Source organism: Streptomyces sp. NPDC051976, from assembly GCF_040680795.1.
Taxonomy (GTDB): domain Bacteria; phylum Actinomycetota; class Actinomycetes; order Streptomycetales; family Streptomycetaceae; genus Actinacidiphila.
In genome coordinates, this window is the sequence record NZ_JBFAXL010000013.1 from 119,293 (window position 1) to 138,839 (window position 19,547).

Sequence of the window (19,547 nt, forward strand, 5' to 3'; positions counted from 1 at the left end):
CCACCACCACTCCCCCACCGATCAGAAGGAGGCCACGCACGGATGAGCGAGCTGCGGCTGACCACCCTCACCCTGCCGACCGCGGCCGTCGGCCCGGTGAACCCCCTGCCACCGCTGTTCTCCGGCGCCGACCTCCACACGGTCGAGGACGCCGGTCCCGCCGACGACGAGATGCGGCGCAACATCGACTACGGCCGCGTCGGTTCGGTCCTGCCGTATCTCACCCAGGACGGCTTCACCCGGGAGCGTACCGACACCGATCACCCGGTGGCGGTACTGGAGAACGACACCCTGCGGGCCACCTTCCTGCTGGGCGCGGGCGGCCGGCTCTGGTCGCTGGTCCACCGCCCGACCGGCCGCGAACTCCTCTTCCGCAACCCGGTGTTCCAGCCCGCCAACCTCGCGCTGCGCAACGCGTGGCTTGCGGGCGGCGTCGAGTGGAACATCGGGACCATCGGCCACACCCCGACCACCTGCGAGCCGCTGCACGCGGCCCGCGCCGTACGCCCCGACGGCACGCCGGTGCTGCGGATGTGGGAGTACGAGCGCCTGCGCGGGGTGGTGTTCCAGATCGACGCCTGGCTGCCCGCCGGTTCGCCGGTGCTGCTCGTCCATGTCACGATCACCAACCCCAACTCCCGTACGACACCCATGTACTGGTGGTCGAACATCGCCGTCCCCGAGGCGCCCGACGTGCGGGTGCTCGCCCCGGCGGACGCGGCCTGGCAGTTCAGCTACGACCGCAGGCTGCGCCACCTCGGGCTGCCCGCGCCGCACGGTACGGATGTGAGCCGCACGACGCTCGCGCGGGACGCCGCCGACTACTTCTTCGACATCCCGGCCGGTGAGCGGCGCTGGATCGCGGCGCTCGACGACTCGGGCCGGGGCCTGGTGCAGGTGTCCACCGGACGGCTGCGCGGGCGCAAGCTCTTCCTGTGGGGGCAGGGCGCGGGCGGACGGCACTGGCAGGAGTGGCTCTCCGCCCCCGGCCGGGCGTATCTGGAGATCCAGGCGGGTCTGGCCCGCACCCAGTTGGAGCATCTGCCGATGCCGCCGGGCGCCCGCTGGTCCTGGGTGGAGGCGTACGGGCTGCTCGAAGCCGACCCCGCGGCCGTCCAGGGCGAGGACTGGCGGGCCGCCCGGGGCGCGGCGGCGGCCGCCGTCGACGCCCTGGTGCCGGCGCAGTCGCTCGGGGCCGAACTCACCGCCGCCGGGATCTGGGCGGAGCAGCCCCCCGAGGAGATCCTGCACACCGGCTCCGGCTGGGGCGCGCTGGAACGCCTGCGCCGCGCCGAGTGCGGTGAGCCGCCGCTGGCCGGGCCCGGCACGCCGTTCCCCGACGCGACGCTCGGCCCCGAGCAGGCGCCGTGGCGCGAACTGCTCGCGCACGGCCGCATGTCGGCGCCGGCCGACGACGGGCCGCCGGTGTCGTACCAGACCGACCCGGCGTGGGAGAAGCAGCTCCAGGCCGCCGAGGAGAGCTGGCCCGCACTGCTCCACCTCGGGGTCCTCCAGGCCGCCGCGGGTGATCCGGCCGGCGCCCGGGCGAGCTGGCGGCGCTCCCTGGACCTCCACCCCACCGCCTGGGCCTGGCGCAACCTCGCCCGGCTCGCCGAGCACGAGGGCGATCTGGCCGGGGCCGCCGACGCCTACGAGGAGGCGGCCCGGCTCGCCCCCGGTCTGCTGCCGCTGACCCTGGAACGCACCCGCCTGCTGCTGCGCGCGGACCGCGCCGAGGAGGTCATCGCCCTGATCGACGCGCTGCCGCCCGCCCAGCGCGCCCACGGCCGGGTCCGCTGGACCGAGGCCCGCGCCGCGCTCGACAGCGGCGACCCGGACCGCTGCGGGCGCCTCCTGCAGGACGGCATCGAACTCCCCGACATCCGCGAGGGCGAGAACACCCTGTCCGAGCTCTGGTTCGCCCACCGGGCCAGCGCCGCCGAGCCCGGCCCTGCCGCGGGGCCCGGAGGCCGGGCACCGCGGCAGTACGACTTCGGCATGCTCGAATGACCTCCGCCCGCGCGCCCCGGTCGCGGGCGCGCGGCGGCCCGTTCAGCAGTCGGGGGCCGTCATCAGGCGTTCGGGGAGCGGATCGGCGGGGGCGGCGAGCCAGCCGAGGGCTGCGGCCTTGATGCCAGCCTGGAAGCGGCTGCGCGAGTCCATCCGCGTCATCAGGGTGGACATCATGCGGCGGACCGTCCGCAGGGAGACGCCCAGCCGCTGGGCGGCCCGCTCGTCGGTGAGGCCGTCGGCGAGCAGCCGCAGCAACTGCCGCTCCTGGTCGGTCAGTCCGGAGGAGTCGCGCTGGCTCTCCTCGCCGAGCGGCTTGGCGGTCTCCCAGACCTGCTCGAACAGGGCGCGCAGCGCGGCCAGCACACCGGGGCTGCGCAGCAGGACCGCGCCCTTGCCCGGGGCCTCGGGGTCCAGCGGGACGACCGCCACCGCGCTGTCGGCGATGATCATGCGCAGCGGCAGCGCGGGCACCGTGCGTACGGTGCCGCCGAGTTCGTTGAGCCACCGTGCGTACTGCACGGTGGCCTGGTCGTTGCGCACGCTGTCGAGGTAGACGGTGCGCATCCGCACTCCGCGCTGCAGGCTCTGCTGGTCGAGCGCGCGGCTGGCCTCCATCACATTGGCGGGCTGGGGGCCGCCGGGGGCGAAGGACAGCACCTCCGCGACGGCGTCCGCGGCGAGTTGCTCCAGCCGGTCCCTGACGTCCTCCAGGGTGGTCAGCATCTCCACACCGGAGGCGTGCGACTGCTGGTTGGCGCGGGCGTACTCGGCGATCAGACCGGTCATGGTGCCGCGGCTGTGCTCGAGTTCGGCCTGGCGGCGGGATGCCTCGGCCTCCTGCCGGGACAGCAGCGCCGCGAGTCCGGCCTCCGGATTGACCGCGCGCCAGCGGCGGTTGGCACCGGGGGGCCGTACGAGGGCGAGATCCGCCAGGCGTTCCAGCGAGGCGAGCACGTCCTCGGGGCTGCGGGCCAGCCGCTCAGCGATCTCCGCCGGGCCGTCGGCCGAATGGAGCAGCAGAACCCGATAGACCGATTCTGAAAGGGCGTCAAGTCCGAACGGCACTTCCGCGGAACGCGCGTGCCCTGTGCGCTCCAGAGGAAATTCCCCCGGGTCGTGCCCCTCTGAGGTCATCAGAACTCCCCTGTGTTCCGAGTGACGAAGCGGCCGCCGTACTCACCAACTGGCCCACGGTGGTCAGACGCGAGTCCACCCGCCTGCCCGGTGGAGTGGGTGCGCGGGCGTACAGGATAGCGGCTCGTGCGATGAATTCGAAAAGAAAGAGCGGGAATTGTGTGGGTGGCCGACACAAACGGACTCCCTGCAATCATTTCTTTACTCGTGCCCGTCCTCTCACTTTGCTCCTTCCGGCCTCCCACGCCACAGGGGATTCCCCGTACTCCACGGCGGCCCTCCGGAAGCCCGCCGGACCACCTCTGGCACGACAGTGCCACTGCACCGTCGTGCCACCTCCGCACTGCTGACACACGCTGATCCACGGCGGCATGCTCAACGTGTCACCGGGAGCCGCTCACAGGGGCGGGCCCCGGCCGACGACTCGGTGGAAGACCCGCAGGGGGAACGACGCGGGCGCTCCACCCCGTCAATCCGTGTACGTCGAGAGGATGGGGACCTCCATGCACAAGATCGCCGCTTTTGTCCTTGTTGCCGCCCTTTCGTCAGCGACCCTCGGCGGTGTCGCGCTCACCGCCGCCGACGCCTCCGCCGCACCGGGAGCGGCGCACGGCCCGGCCCTCGTCCTGGCCGACGGTGGCAGCGGCACCGCGGAAACGGGCGGCGGCAGCGGCCAGGACGGCAGCGGCACCGCGGGCACCCCGGCGCCCTCCCCCTCCCCGTCCGGCACCGGCGTGCAGCCGCAGACCTGGGGCTGGTGCTGCTGAGCGGGCCGCAGACCCGCCGCCCGCAACCGACCACCGCCCGGAGGAACCAGGATGACCACCGCAACGGCCGTCGCCGCCCCCGCGTCCCGCGGCCCTGATCCCGCGCTCATGACGGCCCCGCCGGCTCGGGGAGCCACCGCGGCGCCGACCGTACCGCCCGCCGGTGTCTCCCTGGCACCGGCCACCGCCCTCCACACGATCACCGTCCTGCTCGCCGACGGCCACCGCCTCTTCCGCTCCGCGCTCGCCGCCCTGCTCGACCGCGAGGCCGACCTGAGTGTGGTCGCCGAACCCGGCTGCGGGGACGACGCCCTGCGCGACGCCCAGCTGACCGCGCCGGATGTCGCCGTCCTCGACCTCGACCTTCCCGGCCTGCCCGCCCTCGACCTGGCCGCCGCGCTCCAGGACGGCGGCACCGGCACCCGGGTGCTGCTGCTCAGCGCGTACGCCCGGCCCGCCGAGGTCAAGCGCGCGCTCGCCGACGGCGTCGACGGCGTCCTGCTCAAGGACCTCGCGCCGGACCGGCTGCTCGCCGCGGTGCGGGCGCTCGCGGCGGGCGACCAGGTGTACGAACCGTCCCTGCTGCGGGACGCGGTCCGCGCCCGGCCCGGCGGCCCCACCCCGCGCGAACTGGCCGTACTGGGCCTGGTCGCCGACGGGTTCAGCATCGCGGAGGTGGCGCGCTCGCTGTCGCTGTCCCAGGGGACGGTACGCAACCACGTCTCGTCGGTGATCAGCAGGACCGGCGCCCGCAACCGCTGCGACGCCATCCGTATCGCCCGGGAGAGCGGCTGGCTCTGACGGGTGGTCATCACAGGTCGCACGTAAGGGCGGTGAGCGCGCACCACGCTCACCGCCCTTCACCGTCGCCCCGGCCCGGCCCCTGCGCGGGCCGATCAGCGGGCCGCTCAGCGCGCCGCCTCGCGCGCCCCCTCCACGATGTCGGCGAAGCGCGTGCCCAGCGCCGCGGGTCCCGACGGGCGGCTGCCGATGAGGAATTCACCCACCGAGGACTCCGCGGTCCAGTCCAGGCCGAGCGCCCGCGCCGCCGCGTCGGTGTCCCCGGACCCGAGGCCGCACGGCCCCAGGCCCATCGCCGTCGCCACCAGGTAGAGCGTCTGGTAGAGCACCCCGACGTGCTTGAGCGTCAGCGCGTACGCGATCTGGCTGTACTTCCAGGACAGCCGCCCGAACCGCGAGGTGATCGTGAACAGCACCTGCGGCTCCACCGCGCGGTTGGTGGCCCGCCAGGCCGAGGTGACCAGCTCGCGGAAGGCCGACTCGTCGGCGGCGCTGCTCCAGTGGCGCGGCCGCAGCCGGTGCGCGGCGGCGTCGTAGCGGTAGACACCGGGCTCCAGGCCCACGCAGGCGGTGACGGACAGATAGATCTCCAGTTCACCGGTGGACCCACCGGCCGGATAGGGCCGGTCGACCACGTCGTAGGCGCTCGGGTACTGCGGGTCGGCGGGGATGACCGACCGCACGCGGGCCGCGCGGTAGAGCAGTTCGCCGAGCTGGTCGAGGGTCACCGGTGTGTCGCCGTACGCGCGGACCGATCGGCGTCCCTCCAGCACCTCGGTGAAGGTCGCGTCCCGCGCGACCACGTCCGCCCAGTCCGGTACGGGCAGGTCGATGCCGGGGCCCTCCTCCCGCGGCCCGGTGCCCGGGACCGCGGGCACCTGCGGGAGTTCGGGGTGCGCGAAGAGGGCGCCGCTGGGGTAGTCGTGGCGGCCCGCCCTGCTCCGGGAGTGGAACAACAGGTCGTGGAAGTCCCACAGTTCGGGGTCACGGCCGCTCGGCGGACCGCTCTGCCCGGCCGTGTCCTCCTCACCGGGGTCGCCCACCGGGTCGTCGGCGGCCGGGTCGCCGGTGTGGTCGAGGAATCCGGTGCCCGCCAGCAGCCCGGCCAGCGCGCGCCCGGCCGGCAGCGGCAGTGCGACCTCGGCGGCCGCGTCGGCCACGGTGCGCCGCCGGGTGAGGGCGGTGACGAAGGCGGCGGCGCGCGGGTCGTGCAGAGTGACGCGGTAGGACGCCAGCGGCGACTCCACCACGCAGTCGTCCGCCGCCCCGTCCTCGCCGTCCACGGCGGTCCCCTCGGCCAGGCGGCCGGGCAGCCGCCGCACATAGGCGAAGCGCGAGAGGACCACCTCGGTACCGGCGGCCAACGTCCCCGGGCCGCGCGCGGGCAGGGTCGCCGAGCGGGCGATGGGGTCGGCGGTCACCAGTGGCGGCCCGCCGGGCGCCGCGAGCACCGAGGACACCAGGAACGGGAAGCGCTCCAGCAGCCGCAGCAGCCGGACGCCGTCGGACAGCGTGGCGAGCGCCGCCGCGTCGATCTCGTGTGCGGTGAGCTGCCGCAGCAGGTCCACCGCGCCCGCGCCCAGCCCGTGCACGCGCTGGTGACCCCAGGGGTGCGTCAACTCCACGTCGTCGCCGTCGGGTTCGACCACGATGTCGGAGCGCAGCCGGAGCAGCCGGCGGATCGGCGGAGCGCCGTCCCCGGTGGCGGCGGACCCGGCGGCGGACCCGGCGGGCTGGGCCGGGAGTACGGATACGGGCAGGGGTGCGGGCGGCGCGGCCACCGGCACGGGCGGGCGGGCGTCGGTCACGGTCATGGCGCACCTTTCGGGTCGTGGAGCGGGCGGAGCGCGGTCAGATGAAGATCGGGATCGGGTTGAGGTCGGCCTCCGGCGTCGGCTCCGACAGCCAGCCGAGGCGGACCGGCAGGTCGTAGAGGCGGCCGGGGGCGAAGCGGGCCCAGAAGTGCCGCATTCCGGGGACGACGACCTTCGCGACGGGCAGGCCCACGTCGGGCCGGGTCTGGTCCATGACGAGCATCTCCATGCCCCGCTCCTCCACCAGGCGTCCGGCGACCGCGAGGTCGGCCGCCAGGTCGTCCCCGGCGAGGTGCGCCCAGCGGCCGGGCCCCGAGGCGGGGGCGGCGGGGTCGGGCAGCAGATACGGCTGGTTGGCCACCGTCGCGGACGTCCACCACGCCTTCTGCTCGGCGTCCGCGCCCGCGTAGGTGACGGTCCCCTCGGGTCCCTGTCCCGCGACGGGCGCCAGGAACTGGTTCATCTCGGTGAGCGCCCGGGTCAGCGCGATGTGCGGGTCCAGGTGCGCGCCGAAGGCGATCAGCACGTCCTCGGCGGGCTTGTCGGTGCGCCGGGAGAACGCGCCCACGACGGGGACGCCGAAGTCCGAGGTGAGGTCGAGCGCCCACATCTCGCGGTGCAGACCCGCGTAGACCTCGCGCATGCGGTCGATGTACGGGTCGCCGAAGGCGTCCAGGTCCACCGCGGGGCGGCTGACCCGGTTGTACCACCACATCGCGGCGGCGTCCCGCTCGACCAGTTCGAGGAAGCCCTGGAGCGTCGCGTCCTCGAAGGAGGTGCCGGCCGCCGAGCCGTTGGAGTCGCCCATGGCGAAGAACGGCGAGTCGTGCCGGTAGCCGTAGTACAGGTTCATCGTGGGCATCCAGCGGGTCTGCTGCCGGGTCACCGACCACAGCGGCGACCACTCGATGCGGGCGTCCTCGCGGAAGCGCTCCGGCACGGTGTTGAACATCGACATACGGGCGTTCCAGCGGTCGCGCTCGGCGTACTGCCGGTCGCTGAAGAGGAGCGAGGTGCCGGGGTGCACCGCGGCTTCGCCGAGTTCCTCGTAACTGGCCGTCCGCCGCGCCTCGTCGCCCTGGAAGACGCCCGAGAAGCGCTCCATCGCCTCGCCCATGGCGCTGGCCCTGGCCTGCACGTCGGTACGGCCCTTGCCGCAGCTCACCGAGCGCAGTCCGGTACGCAGTTGGCGCAGATCGCCCACCTGGCGGGCGAGGTTCTGACCGGCCAGGTAGACCCGCAGGCCGTCGGGGGTGTTGCGGGCGGGGACCAGGGTGGTGACCACCCCTGTGACGGGGCTCAGTTGGGGGCGGTACGTCTCCAGCATCTCCTCCGGCGAGGTGGAGCGGTGCCCGCCGTCCGCGGTGAACGCCTTGCGGCGGCTGACGAACCGCACCGGCTCCGCCTGCCTGCGCGCCATCAGCGTCTCGTCCCCGCATGCGGCGCACTGGGGGCGCCGAACCAGCACATGCCGCTCCGCCTCCAGCGTCACCGTGTCCAGCGTGAAGACGGCCGCCTCCTGCGGCCGCGCCCCCGCCAGCCACTTGGCCGCCTCGACGGCGGCCAGCTGCGTGCCGGTGCCGACGGTCGCCGCGAGGCCCGCGACAGCGGTGGTCAGCGGGGTGTCGCGCCCGAGGCGGTGCTGCAGGTAACTGAGCGACTGCCGGTTGGCGGACAACCGGTGAGCCAGGCACTCCCAGCAGCCGGTCGCCTGCGCGGCGGTTGCCTGCGCGGCGGCGGTCACCGGGTGCGACCCGGGACGGGCAGCCTGTCCGGCAGCCACGCCGCTGTCGGTCCCGGGGCCGGTGGTCTGCCCTGCTGCCACGCCGGTACCGGTCCCCGGACCGGCGTCGCGCCCAGCGGCAGCGGCCGTGTGCGCCCCGGCGCGGGCAGCCTGCCCGGGAGCCGCGCCACTGTCCGTCCCCGGACCGGGGGTCTGCCCCACTGCCACGCCCGCGCCGGTCCCCGGACCGGCGTCGCGCCCAGCGGCGGCCGCCGCCCCGTCGGGGACGAAGACCGGGCCCGTCCACACCAGGGAGCCGACTGGGCGGGCGATCAGCCACGGGGTGCCGTCGGCGAGGGCGGCGCGGTTGCGCTCGGCCAGGCCGGGGTGGAGGTAGTCGTCCGTCAGCGCGACGACCAGGTCGGGGCGGTGGGCAGCCGGGGACGCGCTGCCCGGTGCCACGGTCACCTCGCCCACGCCCGCCGCCCGCAGCGCGGCGGCGAACGGCTCGGCGTCGACCCGGCCGTAGGGCTCGACCCGGACCGTCGCGCGGCCCAGCGCGGCCAGCGCGCTGTCGCCGTCCAGCCCCGCCATCTCGAAGAAGGCGGCCGCCGCGGGGTCGGCCGCGGGGTCGGCCGGTGTCACCCAGCCGCCCTCGGCCAGGTGGTCCAGCGCGCTGCCGACCCGCTCGGCGGAGACCGTGCCAGCAAGCTCTGCGCTGATCTCCTCGGCGGTCCGCGTGCCGTCCAGCAGCGGCGCCAGCACCTGGGCCAGCCGCCCGCCCACCGTACTGACCCCGCGCTCGGAGACGAGGTAGACGGCCTCGCCCTCGACGACCACGGACTTCAGGTGGCGCTTGAAACCGATGGTGGCAGCCGGGCGCTGCGCGGGCGTCGGCTCAACGGAGGCGGGAGCGGCGGCGGTTGCGAATGCGGAGGCGGGTGCGGGCTGGGCGGTGTGCGTCATGGCGGTCTTCTCCTCCCGTGCGAACGGGGTGGTGTCGGGTCGTACGGGGCGGGCGGTGCGGGACGTGCCGTGCGGTGCCGGTCGTCCTGGTCGTACGGGACTGGCGGGGGCGGGGCGGGCAGTGCGGGACGGGTGGTGTCGGTCGTGCGGGGCCGGGTCTCAGGTGGTGTCGGTGGCGCCGGTCGTACGGGGGCGGGGCCTTGTGGGTCGGGCGGGTGCGCCGGACGCTCGGGTCAGCGCAGGGTGGCCACGGGCGCGGTCGCGGGGTCGAGGAGGCGGAGCAGGAGGAGGCCGACGGCCGGGGTGCCGTCGAGGAGGCCGAGGTTGACGCGGTCGTCGGCGCTGCGGTCGCCGTACCAGCGGCCGGTGGTGCGTCTGCGCCGCAGCAACTCGCCGACCAGCGCCGCGGCGGCCTCGCGGCCGTCGTAGAACGGGCCGGGCAGCAGCGCCGGGAGGTCGTCGCGCAGGGAGTGGACGAGGCCGAGCTCGGCCGCGGTGAGCGCCTCACCCGCTGTGGCGACCAGCTCCCTGCTGCCCAGGCTCGCGACCTGGGCCAGGCCGACGGGGGCGGCGAGCAGGCCGAGTTGGCGCGAGTCCAGCGCGTCCACGCCGAGGGAGACGGCGGTGTCCAGGCAGGCCAGCCGGCCGCTGCGCGCGACGTCGTAGCGGTGCGCGACGACCGTGTCCCGTACGGTGCCGGGGTCGGCGAGCAGGCCGGGCGCCTGGCCGACGACGCGGGCCAGTGCGGCGGCCAGGCTGTCGGCGCCCGCGGGGACCAGCTGCAGGAAGCGCCGCGGGCCGCACAGGTGGCGGGCGGCGGCCCCGGTGAGCTGGCCGAACGCCGCGGCGGCCAGGCGCCGTACGCCCTCGTCGACGGTGGCGTCAGCCTGCGGCAGCGCCTGACGCAGCCGCAGCAGGTTCAGCAGCAGCCCCGCGGTGCCGAGCGGCACGTCCTGGTACGGGGCGGGCACGGGCCGGGCGGCGCGTCCGCCCCCGCTGCCGGCGGCCAGTGCCAGGGCGCCGGGGACCAGGGCGCGGGCCTGCTCGGTGAAGCGCGGCTCGCCGAGCAACTGGCCGCCGCGGACCAGGGCGTGGATGAGCGCGCCGGGACCGGCGAACCCGCCGGGCACGGGCGCGCCGAGGGCGAGTCGGGAGTCGCTGGCGAAGGCGAAGGCGTGCGGTGCGGCCGGGTCGACGAGGTCCGCGGCGGCGGCGAGGGTCTCGCGCGCCGCCTGCCGGAAGCGCGGTTCGCCGGTGGCGGACCAGAGTTCGGCCAGGAACAGCGCCGCTCCGACACCGCTGGTCAGCAGGTCCACACCGCCCAGCACCTCGACCTGCCGCAGGCCGGTCATGGGGTACCAGCTCTGGCCGATCCAGCCGCCGCCTGCCGCGGCGCCCTTCGCGAGCGGGCCGTCCGCCAGGAGGCGGTCGGCGAGGAGCCGGTCGCCGATCCGTACCGCCTCCTCCAGCAGCTCGGCGACACCGGGCAGGACCGGCTCGGGGCGGCCGGGCGGCGGCGCCGGAATGTGCTCGCGGCCGCCGAGGGCCGCGTCGAGGCAGCCGGTGAGAACGGCGGTGTGCCGGTCGAGGTCGAAGTCGTCGAGTTCGGCGACCCGCCCGGCCAGCCGCCGCCAGGCGGTGCCCTGGAAGTGGCCGGCGATCTCCCGCCCGTCGGCGGTGAAGACGGACGACGAGGTGGTCAGGGAGCGGAAGTAGGGGATGTCGAGGTCACGGAAGGAGTCGAGCTCGGACAGGACGACGTCCAGCAGATCGCCGCGCCGCGGGTCGCCCGCGCGGGCGCCGACCGCCCCGCGCAGCGCGCCCGCGATCACGGTCTCGCGGGTCGCGCCGCCGGTGAGGGCCAGCGGGCTGGTGGAGGCGTTGATGATCTTGTAACCGTCCCAGGTGTGCCGCCAGATGTAGCGGACCCAGACCCCGCGGAATCCCGCCAGCGGCCCGTCGGGGTCGGCGAGTTCGCCGCGCAGCGCGTACAGCGCCCGCTGCATGGCGCGGTAGCCGTCCACGACCTCCGCGGTGTACTGCCACGGGTCGGCGGTCTCCCCCTGGTGGACCGGGCGGTACGGCGGCAGCGGCAGCGTGGGCGCTCCGGGGTCGTCGGGGTGGCCGCCCGCGCGGGTCAGGCAGCCGATGTCGAGGGCGGGGCGGTCCCGGACGGCGACCCACGGCTGCGCGGCCATCGCGGTGCGCACCACGGTGCTCTCCAGCAGGTCCAGCAGCCCGTGCTGGGCGGCGGGCAGCGCGGGCGGGGTCTGCACCCGGGGGTAGAGCAGGCACTCCAGGTCGGTGACGACCGGGTGCTCACCGCTCGCCAGCAGGTTGTCCGCCCACAGGTCGCGGCCCTCCAGCAGCTGCACCAGGCGCATCGTCATGCCCAGGCGGCGGTAGAAGCGGGCGAACCCGGCGCGGTCGGCGCAGGGCGCGTCGCGCACGAACTCCTCCCAGCCGTACTCGCTGCCGCACTCGGCGTCCAGCGAGCCGCCCACGGCCTGGTCGCCGTGGTCGCTGCGGGGCAGCACCGTACGGACCGGGAGGTCGAGCAGGGCGTGGCCGGGGGCGCCGCCGTCGGCCGCCTCGGCGGCGTACCGGTTGATCCTGGCCACCAGGTCCATGTAGGCGGTGCCGTGGCGGAGGTCCTTCGGCTTGTAGACCACCGACCGGCCCGTCGCGAAGTGCAGCAGGGCCACCGAACGGCCGCCGGCGTGCCGGTCCCCCGCGTCGCCGCGCACCGCGGCCAGCGGGCCGGGGTCCGCCCCGTCCCACAGGCGCTCGCTGAGCAGGGCGCGGTCGGCGGCGAGCCGGGCGAACATCTCCAGGGTCACCCGCTGCCAGTTGCGGCAGACCACACCGACCAGGTAGGCGAGGGCGGGGAGGCGTTCGAGCCGGGCGAGCCATCCCTCGCGGGAGGCGTCGAGACCGCTGTGGGCGTCCCAGTCGTCGGCGCCCAACCGCCCGGTGGCGGCCTGCAGTTCGTGGCAGAAGGACAGTCGGCAGGCCTCGGTGAGCCGGGCGGCCAGGGTTCCCGCGACGTCGTCCAGCGCGGCCGGGGTGACGGGCACGCCGAGCACGCCGAGCGGCTCCCCGGCGCGGGAGGGCAGCAGGGCGTCGGCGGCGCGGCGGAAGGACACCAGGAGCGAACCGGCGGCGGTGGTGGCCGCGTCGGGCACGGCGGGCTGGGCGTTGAGGAACGCGGCTAGCGCCCGGCCCCAGTCCGGCAGCCGGTGCGGGTCCCGCAGCCGCACCTCGCGCAGCCCGTCGCCGAACGGCCGTCCCGCGGCGGCCAGATGGTCGAGCAGCACGCCCGCCGCGGCGGGGTCCCCGGCGGCGCGCTGCAGCCAGGTCGCGCGCAGGGCCCGCGCGGCGGCCCGGTCCGCGGGGGGCGCGGCGGTGAAGGCGGAGGCGCCGGCGCCGTTCGCCGCGGCGGCGCGGTCGGGGAACGCGGCGGCGGCGGAGACCACCGCGCGCAGCCGCTCGTCGCCCCGGTGCAGGTCCATGAGCAGCCTTCCCGTACGCGTGCCGCGTCCGGCGCCGGGTGCGGGGTCCCCGGTCGGACCGGCGCCCGCGGCGGGGGCCCATGCCGTGATGTCGAGCGTCATCTCAAAGCTCCTGGGATCGGACGAGTCGGGTGAACAGGGGGTCGCTGCCGAGGAGTTCGTCGTAGCTGCCCACGGCCGTGATCCGGCCGCGGTCCAGGACGTGGATCCGGTCGGCGCGGCGGATCGTGCTCAGGCGGTGGGCGATGACGACGCGGGTACGGTCCAGTGCGGCCACCGCGTCGGCCACATGGCGCTGGGTCGCGTTGTCCAGGGCGGAGGTGGCCTCGTCGAGCAGCAGCACCGCCGGGCGCCTGACCAGGGCGCGGGCCAGCAGGATTCGCTGGATCTGGCCGCCGGAGAAGCCCTGTGCGTCCTCGCCGACCCGGGTGGACAGGCCCAGCGGGAGGCGCCGCAGGTCGGCGGCGATGCCCGCGAGTTCGGCGGCCTCCCAGACGTCCTCCTCGCGGACGTCGGGGTCGGTGCCCGCCAGGTTCTCCAGCAGACTGCCGCGCAACAGGCGGCCGTTCTGCAGCACGGTGCCCAACTGGCGGCGCACCAGCCGTACATCGAGTCCGGCCAGGTCCATGCCGTCGTACCGGACGGTGCCGGAGTCGGGCCGCTCGAACCCCAGCAGGACGCGGACCAGGGTCGACTTGCCCGCGCCCGACGGTCCGACGACGGCGATCATCTCGCCGGGTTCCGCGTGCAGCCGCACCCCGTCGAGGGCGGGTGCGGACGCCCCTTCGTAGCGGAAGGAGACCTCGTCCAGGGAGAGCGCGCCGCGCAGCGGCCCGGGGTCGACGTGGCCGCCGGCGTCGGCGACGGCGGGGTCGGCCAGGATGGGGCGGAGCCGGTCGAGGACGGGGACGATGCCGTAGGCGGTGGCGGCGGCGTGGGTGACCTGGCCGAGCGCCAGGGCGACCTGGCCCGCGGCGACACCCGCCGCCATCAGATGACCGGGGCCGACCCCGCCGCCCTTCAGGGGGATCCCGCCCAACAGCACGGCAAGCAGCAGCGGTTGCAGCGCGGCGGTCACCGCGCCGGATCCGGCGTCGGCGCGCATGGCGGCGGCGTCGTGGCGCTTCTGGGCGGCGAAGGGCACCGCCCAGCGGGCGAACGCCTGGATCTCCCGGCCCGCCGTCTGGATCTTGTCGATGCCGAGCATCAGCCCGTACAAGGTGCCGTACAGCCGGCCGTGCAGCGCGTAGACCTGCGACTCGTGGCGCTGTCGGCGCCGGCCCAGGGCGGCCAGCGCGGCGGTGGCGGCCAGCGCCGCGGCGATCAGGAGCCCGCCCAGCAGCGGGTCGACCAGGAGCAGCACCAGTAGCCCTGACAGCGAGAAGAACGCCCCGAGCACCGCGCTCACCAGCACTTCCGACAGGGCCTGGCGGGCCTCGGCGACGGCGTTGGCGCGGTGGACCAGGTCGCCGGTGGTGAAGTCGCGGAAGAAGCGGGCGTCGTGCTCCAGCAGGCGGTCCCACACCGCCGGTTCGAGTACGGCCTGGATCCGGCCGGTCAGCCGCACGGCCGCCACGTTGCGTGCCAGCAGCAGCAGTCCGGCGCTCGCCGCGGCGGCGGTCAGCAGGACGGTCAGCCAGCGCAACGGGTGGTGTCCGGCGGCCACCAGACGGGGCATCAGCAGTCCGAGGCTGAGCGGCACGGCGAGCCCCAGTACGGCGGAGGCGAGTCCCGCGGCGGTCAGCAGCGCCAGGTCCAGCCGGGCGCCCGGGGCCGACAGGGCGAAGCGCAGCAGCGCGGCGGCGGTCGGCGTGCCCGCGGGCAGCGGACGGTAGAGCAGCAGGGCGCGCCGGGAGAGCGCGGGCGCCTTCCGGGGCGCCCGGTCCGACCTGCGCGGAAGAAGCGCCACGGGCCGCTCCCCGTCGGCCGTGAAGCCGACCACGAGCCCGGTCAGCCCGGCCCTGTCGCCGTGCCCGTGGCCGTCGTCGGGGAGGGTGATCTGCCGCCAGCGGACGCCCTGGTGGCGCAGCAGGGCGACCAGCGGGTCGCGCGCGGTCCGCACGGAGGGCGGCGCCTCGTCGGGCGCGGTACGGCCCAGGTGCGGCGCCAGTACGCGGTACACGGCGAGGACATCGCCGACCGGGTCCGCCGCGGTGCTCTCCGTACGGTCGTCGGCGGGCCTGGTGCCGAGCACGTTCTCGGGGTGCAGCGCGGCCAACGCCTCGGTGAGGGCTGCCCGGTTGGCCGCGGCGGTCGGCCGGGCCACGGCGAGGCCGGGCTCCGCCGCGGTCTCGTGGGTGAGCGTCATCACTGCCGTCCTGTCTGCTGGATTCCGGCTACGGTTCCGGCGTCGCCGCCCTCGGTGCCCGCCGCGGTGTCCGCGTCCTCCAGCAGCGCCCGGTAGGGGCCAGGGACCTCGGCCAGCTCGCGCGGCGGACCCTCCTGGACGATGCGGCCGCCGGCGAGGACGACCACGCGGTCGGCGGCGCGTACGGTGCTCAGCCGGTGGGCCAGGACCAGGCAGCTCGTGCCGCGGCGCCGCAGATGCCCGTTGACCAGTTCCTCGGTGCGGGTGTCCAGCGCCGAGGTGGCCTCGTCCAGGACGAGCAGCGCCGGGTCGAGGGCGAACGCCCGGGCCAGTTCCAGGCGTTGGCGCTCGCCGCCGGACAGGTTGCGCGCGCCCTCCTCGACCGCGCCCGCGTCCAGGCCGCCGCGGGCCCGTACCAGCTCCGCGGCCTCGGCGTCGGCCAGCGCCCGGTGTACCGCCGCCTCGTCGGCGGCCGGGTTCCACAGCGTCAGGTTCTCCCGGAAGGTGCCTTCGAAGAGCCGCAACTGCTGCTCGACGTAGGCGACTTGGGAGGTGACCACCGCGCGGGGCACGTCGTCGCGGGGCCGCCCGTCCAGCAGCACCTCGCCCGACCAGGGCCGCAGGACACCGGCCGCGAGCCGGGCCAGCGTGGACTTGCCGCTGCCGCTGCCGCCGACCACGGCGACCCATTCGCCCGGCCGGACCGTCAGCGAGATACCGGACAGGGTGGGCGGCCGGTTGGGGTCGTAGCCGAAGTCCACGTCACGCAGTTCGAGTCCGCCGCGCAGCCCGGTGGCGTCGTCGGGGACGTCCAGCACGGGGGTCAGATAGGGGTCGGGGTCGGAGTGCTCGATGTCCTCCAGCAGCGCGGTCTGCGCCCGAGCCATGGTCAACTCGGAGCCGATGCCCACAAGTTGGGCGACCGGCAGCAGGAAGCCGTTGAGCAGCAGGAGGAAGGCCAGCAGGGTGCCGACGGGCAGCGACCCGGCGATCACCAGGGAGGTGCCGCCGATGACGACCGCCGCGCTGGCGGCGGTGTTCAGCGCGGTCGGCAGGGTCAGCGGGGTCACCACGGCGGCCGCCATCGTCTGCGCGGTGTCCATCGCGCGGGCCTGCCAGCCGGACCAGGAGCGGAAGAAGGCGTCCTCGGCCCCTTCGGCCTTGATCGTCTCGATCGCCGAGACGCCCGCGAAGGCGACACCGTCCCGCTTGTGCTGCTCGGAGTGCAGCCGGTGCAGCATCCCGCCGCGGCGCTTGGCCGCGAGCCGCAGGGCCAGCACGTCCGCGAGGGCCACCGCGGCCGGTACGGCGGCCAGTTCGGGCGACAGCCACACCAGGACCGCCAGGTGCGCCGCCGCTCCGGCGGCCGCCGCGGCGGCCCCCGCCGCCCGGGACGACAGCAGCGCCGCCAGGCCGTCGTTCATCTGCACCCGGGTGACCAGGCCGCCGAGTTGGCGGCGGTGGAAGAAGGAGCCGGGCAGCCGCAGCATGCGCCACAGGAACGCCGCCGAGGAGCGCACGGACATCGACGCGAGCACCCTGTCGACCATGGCCTGCTGCAGCCAGGTGCCCAGCAGCACCACGGCCGCCGCCCCGCCGGTGGCCAGCGCGAGCGGCGTACCCCAGGCGGTGGCGCCGCCCTCGGTGACGTTGATGAGGTAGGCCCGCAGCAGCAGGGTCGCGGCCACCGACGGCAGCGTCAGCAGCACGGCGATCAGTACGGCCGGCAGCAGCCCGGTCAGGTACGGCCGCATCCGCGCCGCGAGCCCCCGCAGGAACGGCAGCCGCGCGCCGCCCGGTGTGAAGCCGGGGCCGGGTGCGAACCCGACGGCGATACCGGCGAACGACTCCCAGAAGCTCTCCGGGGTGGCCCGGTAGGTGCCCAGGGAGGGGTCGTTGACGTGGACGTGCCCGCGGCGGATGCCCTCGTACACGGCGAAGTGCGGGCCTGCCAGCAGCACCATGGACGGGACCGGCACCGCGTCGAGCCCGAGCAGCGGCCCCTCGCCGCGCTGAACACGACGGCCCTTCGCCGTCAGCCCGTAGCGGCCCGCGGCGCGCACGACCGCCGCGGCGCTGACGCCGTCACGGGAGACGCCGCAGGCCCGGGACGCCTCGTGCAGGGTGGTGCGGCGGCCGAACGCGCCCAGCACCACGGCCAGACAGGCCGCCCCGCAGTCCTGCTCCTCCATCTGCGGCACGATCGGTGTGCGCAGATAGCGGCGTGCCCGCCGCCGCCACGTGAGGCGGCTCCGCCGCCTGCCGGGCACCCCGGCACCGCGGGCGGGCTCCGCGCCGGCTTGGTTCGGAACAGCGCGCGGGTGGTCCTCGTCCGCGCCGGAGGCGGCCGCGCTCGGGCGGGTGTCCAGGCTCATCGGCCGGCTCCTGTCGCGTTCAGCAGCACCTGGTAGGGGTGGCGGGCGCCGAGGTCGACGGAGGCGTTCAGTGCGGCGGGCAGCGCCGCCGCGGCGGAGAGTTGGCGGGCGGCGGTGTCGGCGCCGGGTCCGGCGGCCGGTGCCGCGTAGACCGTCCATACTGGGGTGTCGCCGGTGGGGACGCCCGGTACGGGGACGGGCAGGGTGCCCGCGAGCGTGGTGGCGGGCGCGGGATAGGGGTCGGCGGACGTGATCCGCAGGCGTACCGGGCCGGTCGGCAGGTCGACGGTCACCGGCTGGCCGATCCGCAACTGCCGCATCCGGTCGGCGGAGGTGACGAACAGCCGTACGGTGGCGGGCTCGTCGGCGGCATCGAGGGCGACGACCCCGGTGCCGGGGACGACTTGGCGGCCGGGACCGGCCAGGACGGCGGTGACGGTGCCGTCCTGAGGCGCGGTCAGTTCCAGCGGGTCCGCGGGGCCGCTTCCGGTGGTGGCGAGGACGGCCAGGGTCTGGCCCTTGGTCACCCGCGCCCCGGGTGCGGTGAGGACCCGCAGCACGGAACCGGGTGCCGCGGCCCTGGCCACGACCGGCGCACCGCCGTGGGCCAGCACGCCGTGCAGGGTCGCGGTGTGCGGCAGCGAACCGGCCGCGCCCCAGGCGGTGGCGCCGCCGACGGCAAGGAGCAGGGCGCCCACCGACAGCCAGAGCCGTCGGCCGATCAGCCGCACGGGCCGGTCGAGTCCGGGCTCCACGGCGCCGGCCGGGGGGCCGGTGACCGGCGCCGAGGTGCGGGGTGTCTCCACTGACGTCGTCATCGCGTACCCACCCCCGCCGGTGTACCGGCCTCGTCGCGCGCCCTCGCCGGGCTGAGCACCGGCAGCTCCCGCAGTCCGCCGAAGACGAACTGCTCGTTCCAGCGCGCGGTCCGCTCGGTGACGGGGGTGGAGATCGCGCGTTCGGCGCTCGCGGCGGCCAGGGTGCGCAGGACGGTGCCGCCCGCCATCAGGGACAGCGGCGCGCCGAGGCAGTGGTGCGGCCCGTGGCCGAACGCCAGATGGCGGCGCTCCGCCCGGGCCGGGTCGAAGAGGTCGGGAAGGGGGAACCGGCGCGGGTCGCGGTTGGCGGCCGCGTACAGCAGCACCACCACGCTTCCGGCAGGCAGTACGGTGCCGCCCACCGGCACGTCGACGGTGACGGCGCGGGCGCTGGCCCGTACCGGGCTGCCGAGCCGCTGGCACTCGTCGAAGACGTCCTCGGCGGTCTCGGGCCGCTCGCGCAGCAGGTCCATGAGTCCGGGGGTGCGCAGGACGTGCCAGGCGGCGACCGCGAGGCCGGAGGTCAGCGTCTCCAGACCGTTGGCGAAGAGCATCACCACGAAGGCCAGCAGGTCGTCGGAGTCGAGGGTGCCGGCCGCGCGGGCGGCGGTGAGCCGGCTGATGAGGTCCTCGCCGGGGTCGGCGGCCCGCCGGGCGCACAGTTCCTCGACGTACGCGCGGAACTCCTCGAACTCCGCGTCCATCGCGGCGGCTTCGACGTCCCCCGTGCCCTCGGCGCCGGGTTCCAGCAGGGAGCGGGCGACCAGACCGGCCCACGCCGTCACGCGGTGCCGGTCCTCGTCGGGCACGTCGAGGATGGCGCAGGAGATGGCGACGGGCAGCGGCACGGCGAGGTCGGCGACCAGGTCGAAGGAGCCGCCCGCCAGCAGCGGGGTGAGCAGCGACCGCGTGGTGCCGGTGATCCGCTCCCGCATGGCCGCCAGCCGGCGGGCGCTGAAGGCGGACGTGGCAAGGCGCTTGAGGCGGCTGTGCTCGGAGCCGTCGCGCATGGGGAGCATCCGCGCCACGATCTCGGCGAGCGCGGACGTACCGGGCCGTGCCAGGCCGATCGTGGCGGGGTCGACCACGGTGCCCGGATGCATGAGCACGGTGACGATCTCGTCGTATCCGGAGACGACGTGCACGCGGCCCATGTCCAGGACGGGCGCCTGCGCCAGCAGTCGTCGGTAGAGCCCTGGCGGGTCGTGGCGCGCGGCCGGGCTCTGGATGAACCGCGCGAGCTCGTGCCGGAGGCTGTCCATGCCCGGCGCTCCTTGTCCTGGGACGGGAAGGGGTGTGTCAGGGGGTGCGGTCCA

Annotated in this window: 11 protein-coding genes; 3 read left to right on the plus strand and 8 right to left on the minus strand. The window is 75.7% G+C overall.

Going from position 1 to position 19,547, the window contains the following annotated elements:
- The first annotated feature begins 42 nt into the window (after positions 1-42).
- Positions 43-2,010: a DUF5107 domain-containing protein gene (locus AB0M29_RS16445; protein ID WP_365383040.1), complete on the plus strand. Its 1,968-nt coding sequence runs from the start codon at positions 43-45 to the stop codon at positions 2,008-2,010.
- 42 nt (positions 2,011-2,052) lie between these two features.
- On the opposite strand, the gene AB0M29_RS16450 is transcribed toward AB0M29_RS16445, so the two are convergent.
- The gene (locus tag AB0M29_RS16450) at positions 2,053-3,147 is read right to left on the minus strand and encodes a LuxR C-terminal-related transcriptional regulator (protein WP_365383041.1); all 1,095 of its coding nucleotides are present in this window, start codon (positions 3,145-3,147) and stop codon (positions 2,053-2,055) included.
- A 503-nt stretch (positions 3,148-3,650) separates the two neighbouring features.
- Between AB0M29_RS16450 and AB0M29_RS16455 the strand changes: the two genes are divergently transcribed.
- Together AB0M29_RS16455 and AB0M29_RS16460 are read left to right on the plus strand one after the other, a co-directional pair.
- A complete protein-coding gene (locus AB0M29_RS16455; RefSeq protein ID WP_365383042.1) occupies positions 3,651-3,914 on the plus strand; it encodes a hypothetical protein in 264 nt (87 codons plus the stop codon).
- A gap of 51 nt (positions 3,915-3,965) precedes the next feature.
- Entirely contained in the window at positions 3,966-4,715 is a 750-nt protein-coding gene (locus AB0M29_RS16460) for a response regulator transcription factor (protein ID WP_365383044.1), read from the plus strand.
- Between the two features lie 107 nt (positions 4,716-4,822).
- Here the strand turns inward: AB0M29_RS16460 and AB0M29_RS16465 are convergent, their stop codons facing one another.
- The 7 genes from AB0M29_RS16465 to AB0M29_RS16495 all read right to left on the minus strand — a co-directional run bounded on the left by AB0M29_RS16465 (position 4,823) and on the right by AB0M29_RS16495 (position 19,493).
- Positions 4,823-6,529, minus strand: a complete 1,707-nt coding sequence (locus AB0M29_RS16465) for a SagB family peptide dehydrogenase (protein ID WP_365383046.1) — start codon at positions 6,527-6,529, stop codon at positions 4,823-4,825.
- A 37-nt stretch (positions 6,530-6,566) separates the two neighbouring features.
- Positions 6,567-9,218, minus strand: a complete 2,652-nt coding sequence (locus AB0M29_RS16470; protein ID WP_365383047.1) for a TOMM precursor leader peptide-binding protein — start codon at positions 9,216-9,218, stop codon at positions 6,567-6,569.
- A gap of 233 nt (positions 9,219-9,451) precedes the next feature.
- Positions 9,452-12,832 carry a type 2 lanthipeptide synthetase LanM gene (locus AB0M29_RS16475; RefSeq protein WP_365383049.1) on the minus strand — a complete coding sequence of 1,127 codons (3,381 nt, stop codon included), beginning with the start codon at positions 12,830-12,832 and terminating at the stop codon, positions 9,452-9,454.
- A 1-nt stretch (position 12,833) separates the two neighbouring features.
- Positions 12,834-15,038 (minus strand): ATP-binding cassette domain-containing protein, encoded by a 2,205-nt coding sequence (locus tag AB0M29_RS16480; RefSeq protein WP_365383051.1) that lies wholly within the window; start codon positions 15,036-15,038, stop codon positions 12,834-12,836.
- Positions 15,038-17,413, minus strand: a complete 2,376-nt coding sequence (locus AB0M29_RS16485) for an ATP-binding cassette domain-containing protein (RefSeq protein WP_365383053.1) — start codon at positions 17,411-17,413, stop codon at positions 15,038-15,040. The genes AB0M29_RS16480 and AB0M29_RS16485 overlap by 1 nt, the downstream gene beginning before the upstream one ends.
- Positions 17,410-18,231 carry an HlyD family efflux transporter periplasmic adaptor subunit gene (locus tag AB0M29_RS16490; protein WP_365383055.1) on the minus strand — a complete coding sequence of 274 codons (822 nt, stop codon included), beginning with the start codon at positions 18,229-18,231 and terminating at the stop codon, positions 17,410-17,412. Before AB0M29_RS16490 ends, AB0M29_RS16485 begins: the two co-directional genes overlap by 4 nt.
- Complete coding sequence (locus AB0M29_RS16495; protein ID WP_365383057.1) at positions 18,228-19,493, minus strand: cytochrome P450; 1,266 nt, start codon at positions 19,491-19,493, stop codon at positions 18,228-18,230. The genes AB0M29_RS16490 and AB0M29_RS16495 overlap by 4 nt, the downstream gene beginning before the upstream one ends.
- Positions 19,494-19,547 lie beyond the last annotated feature (54 nt).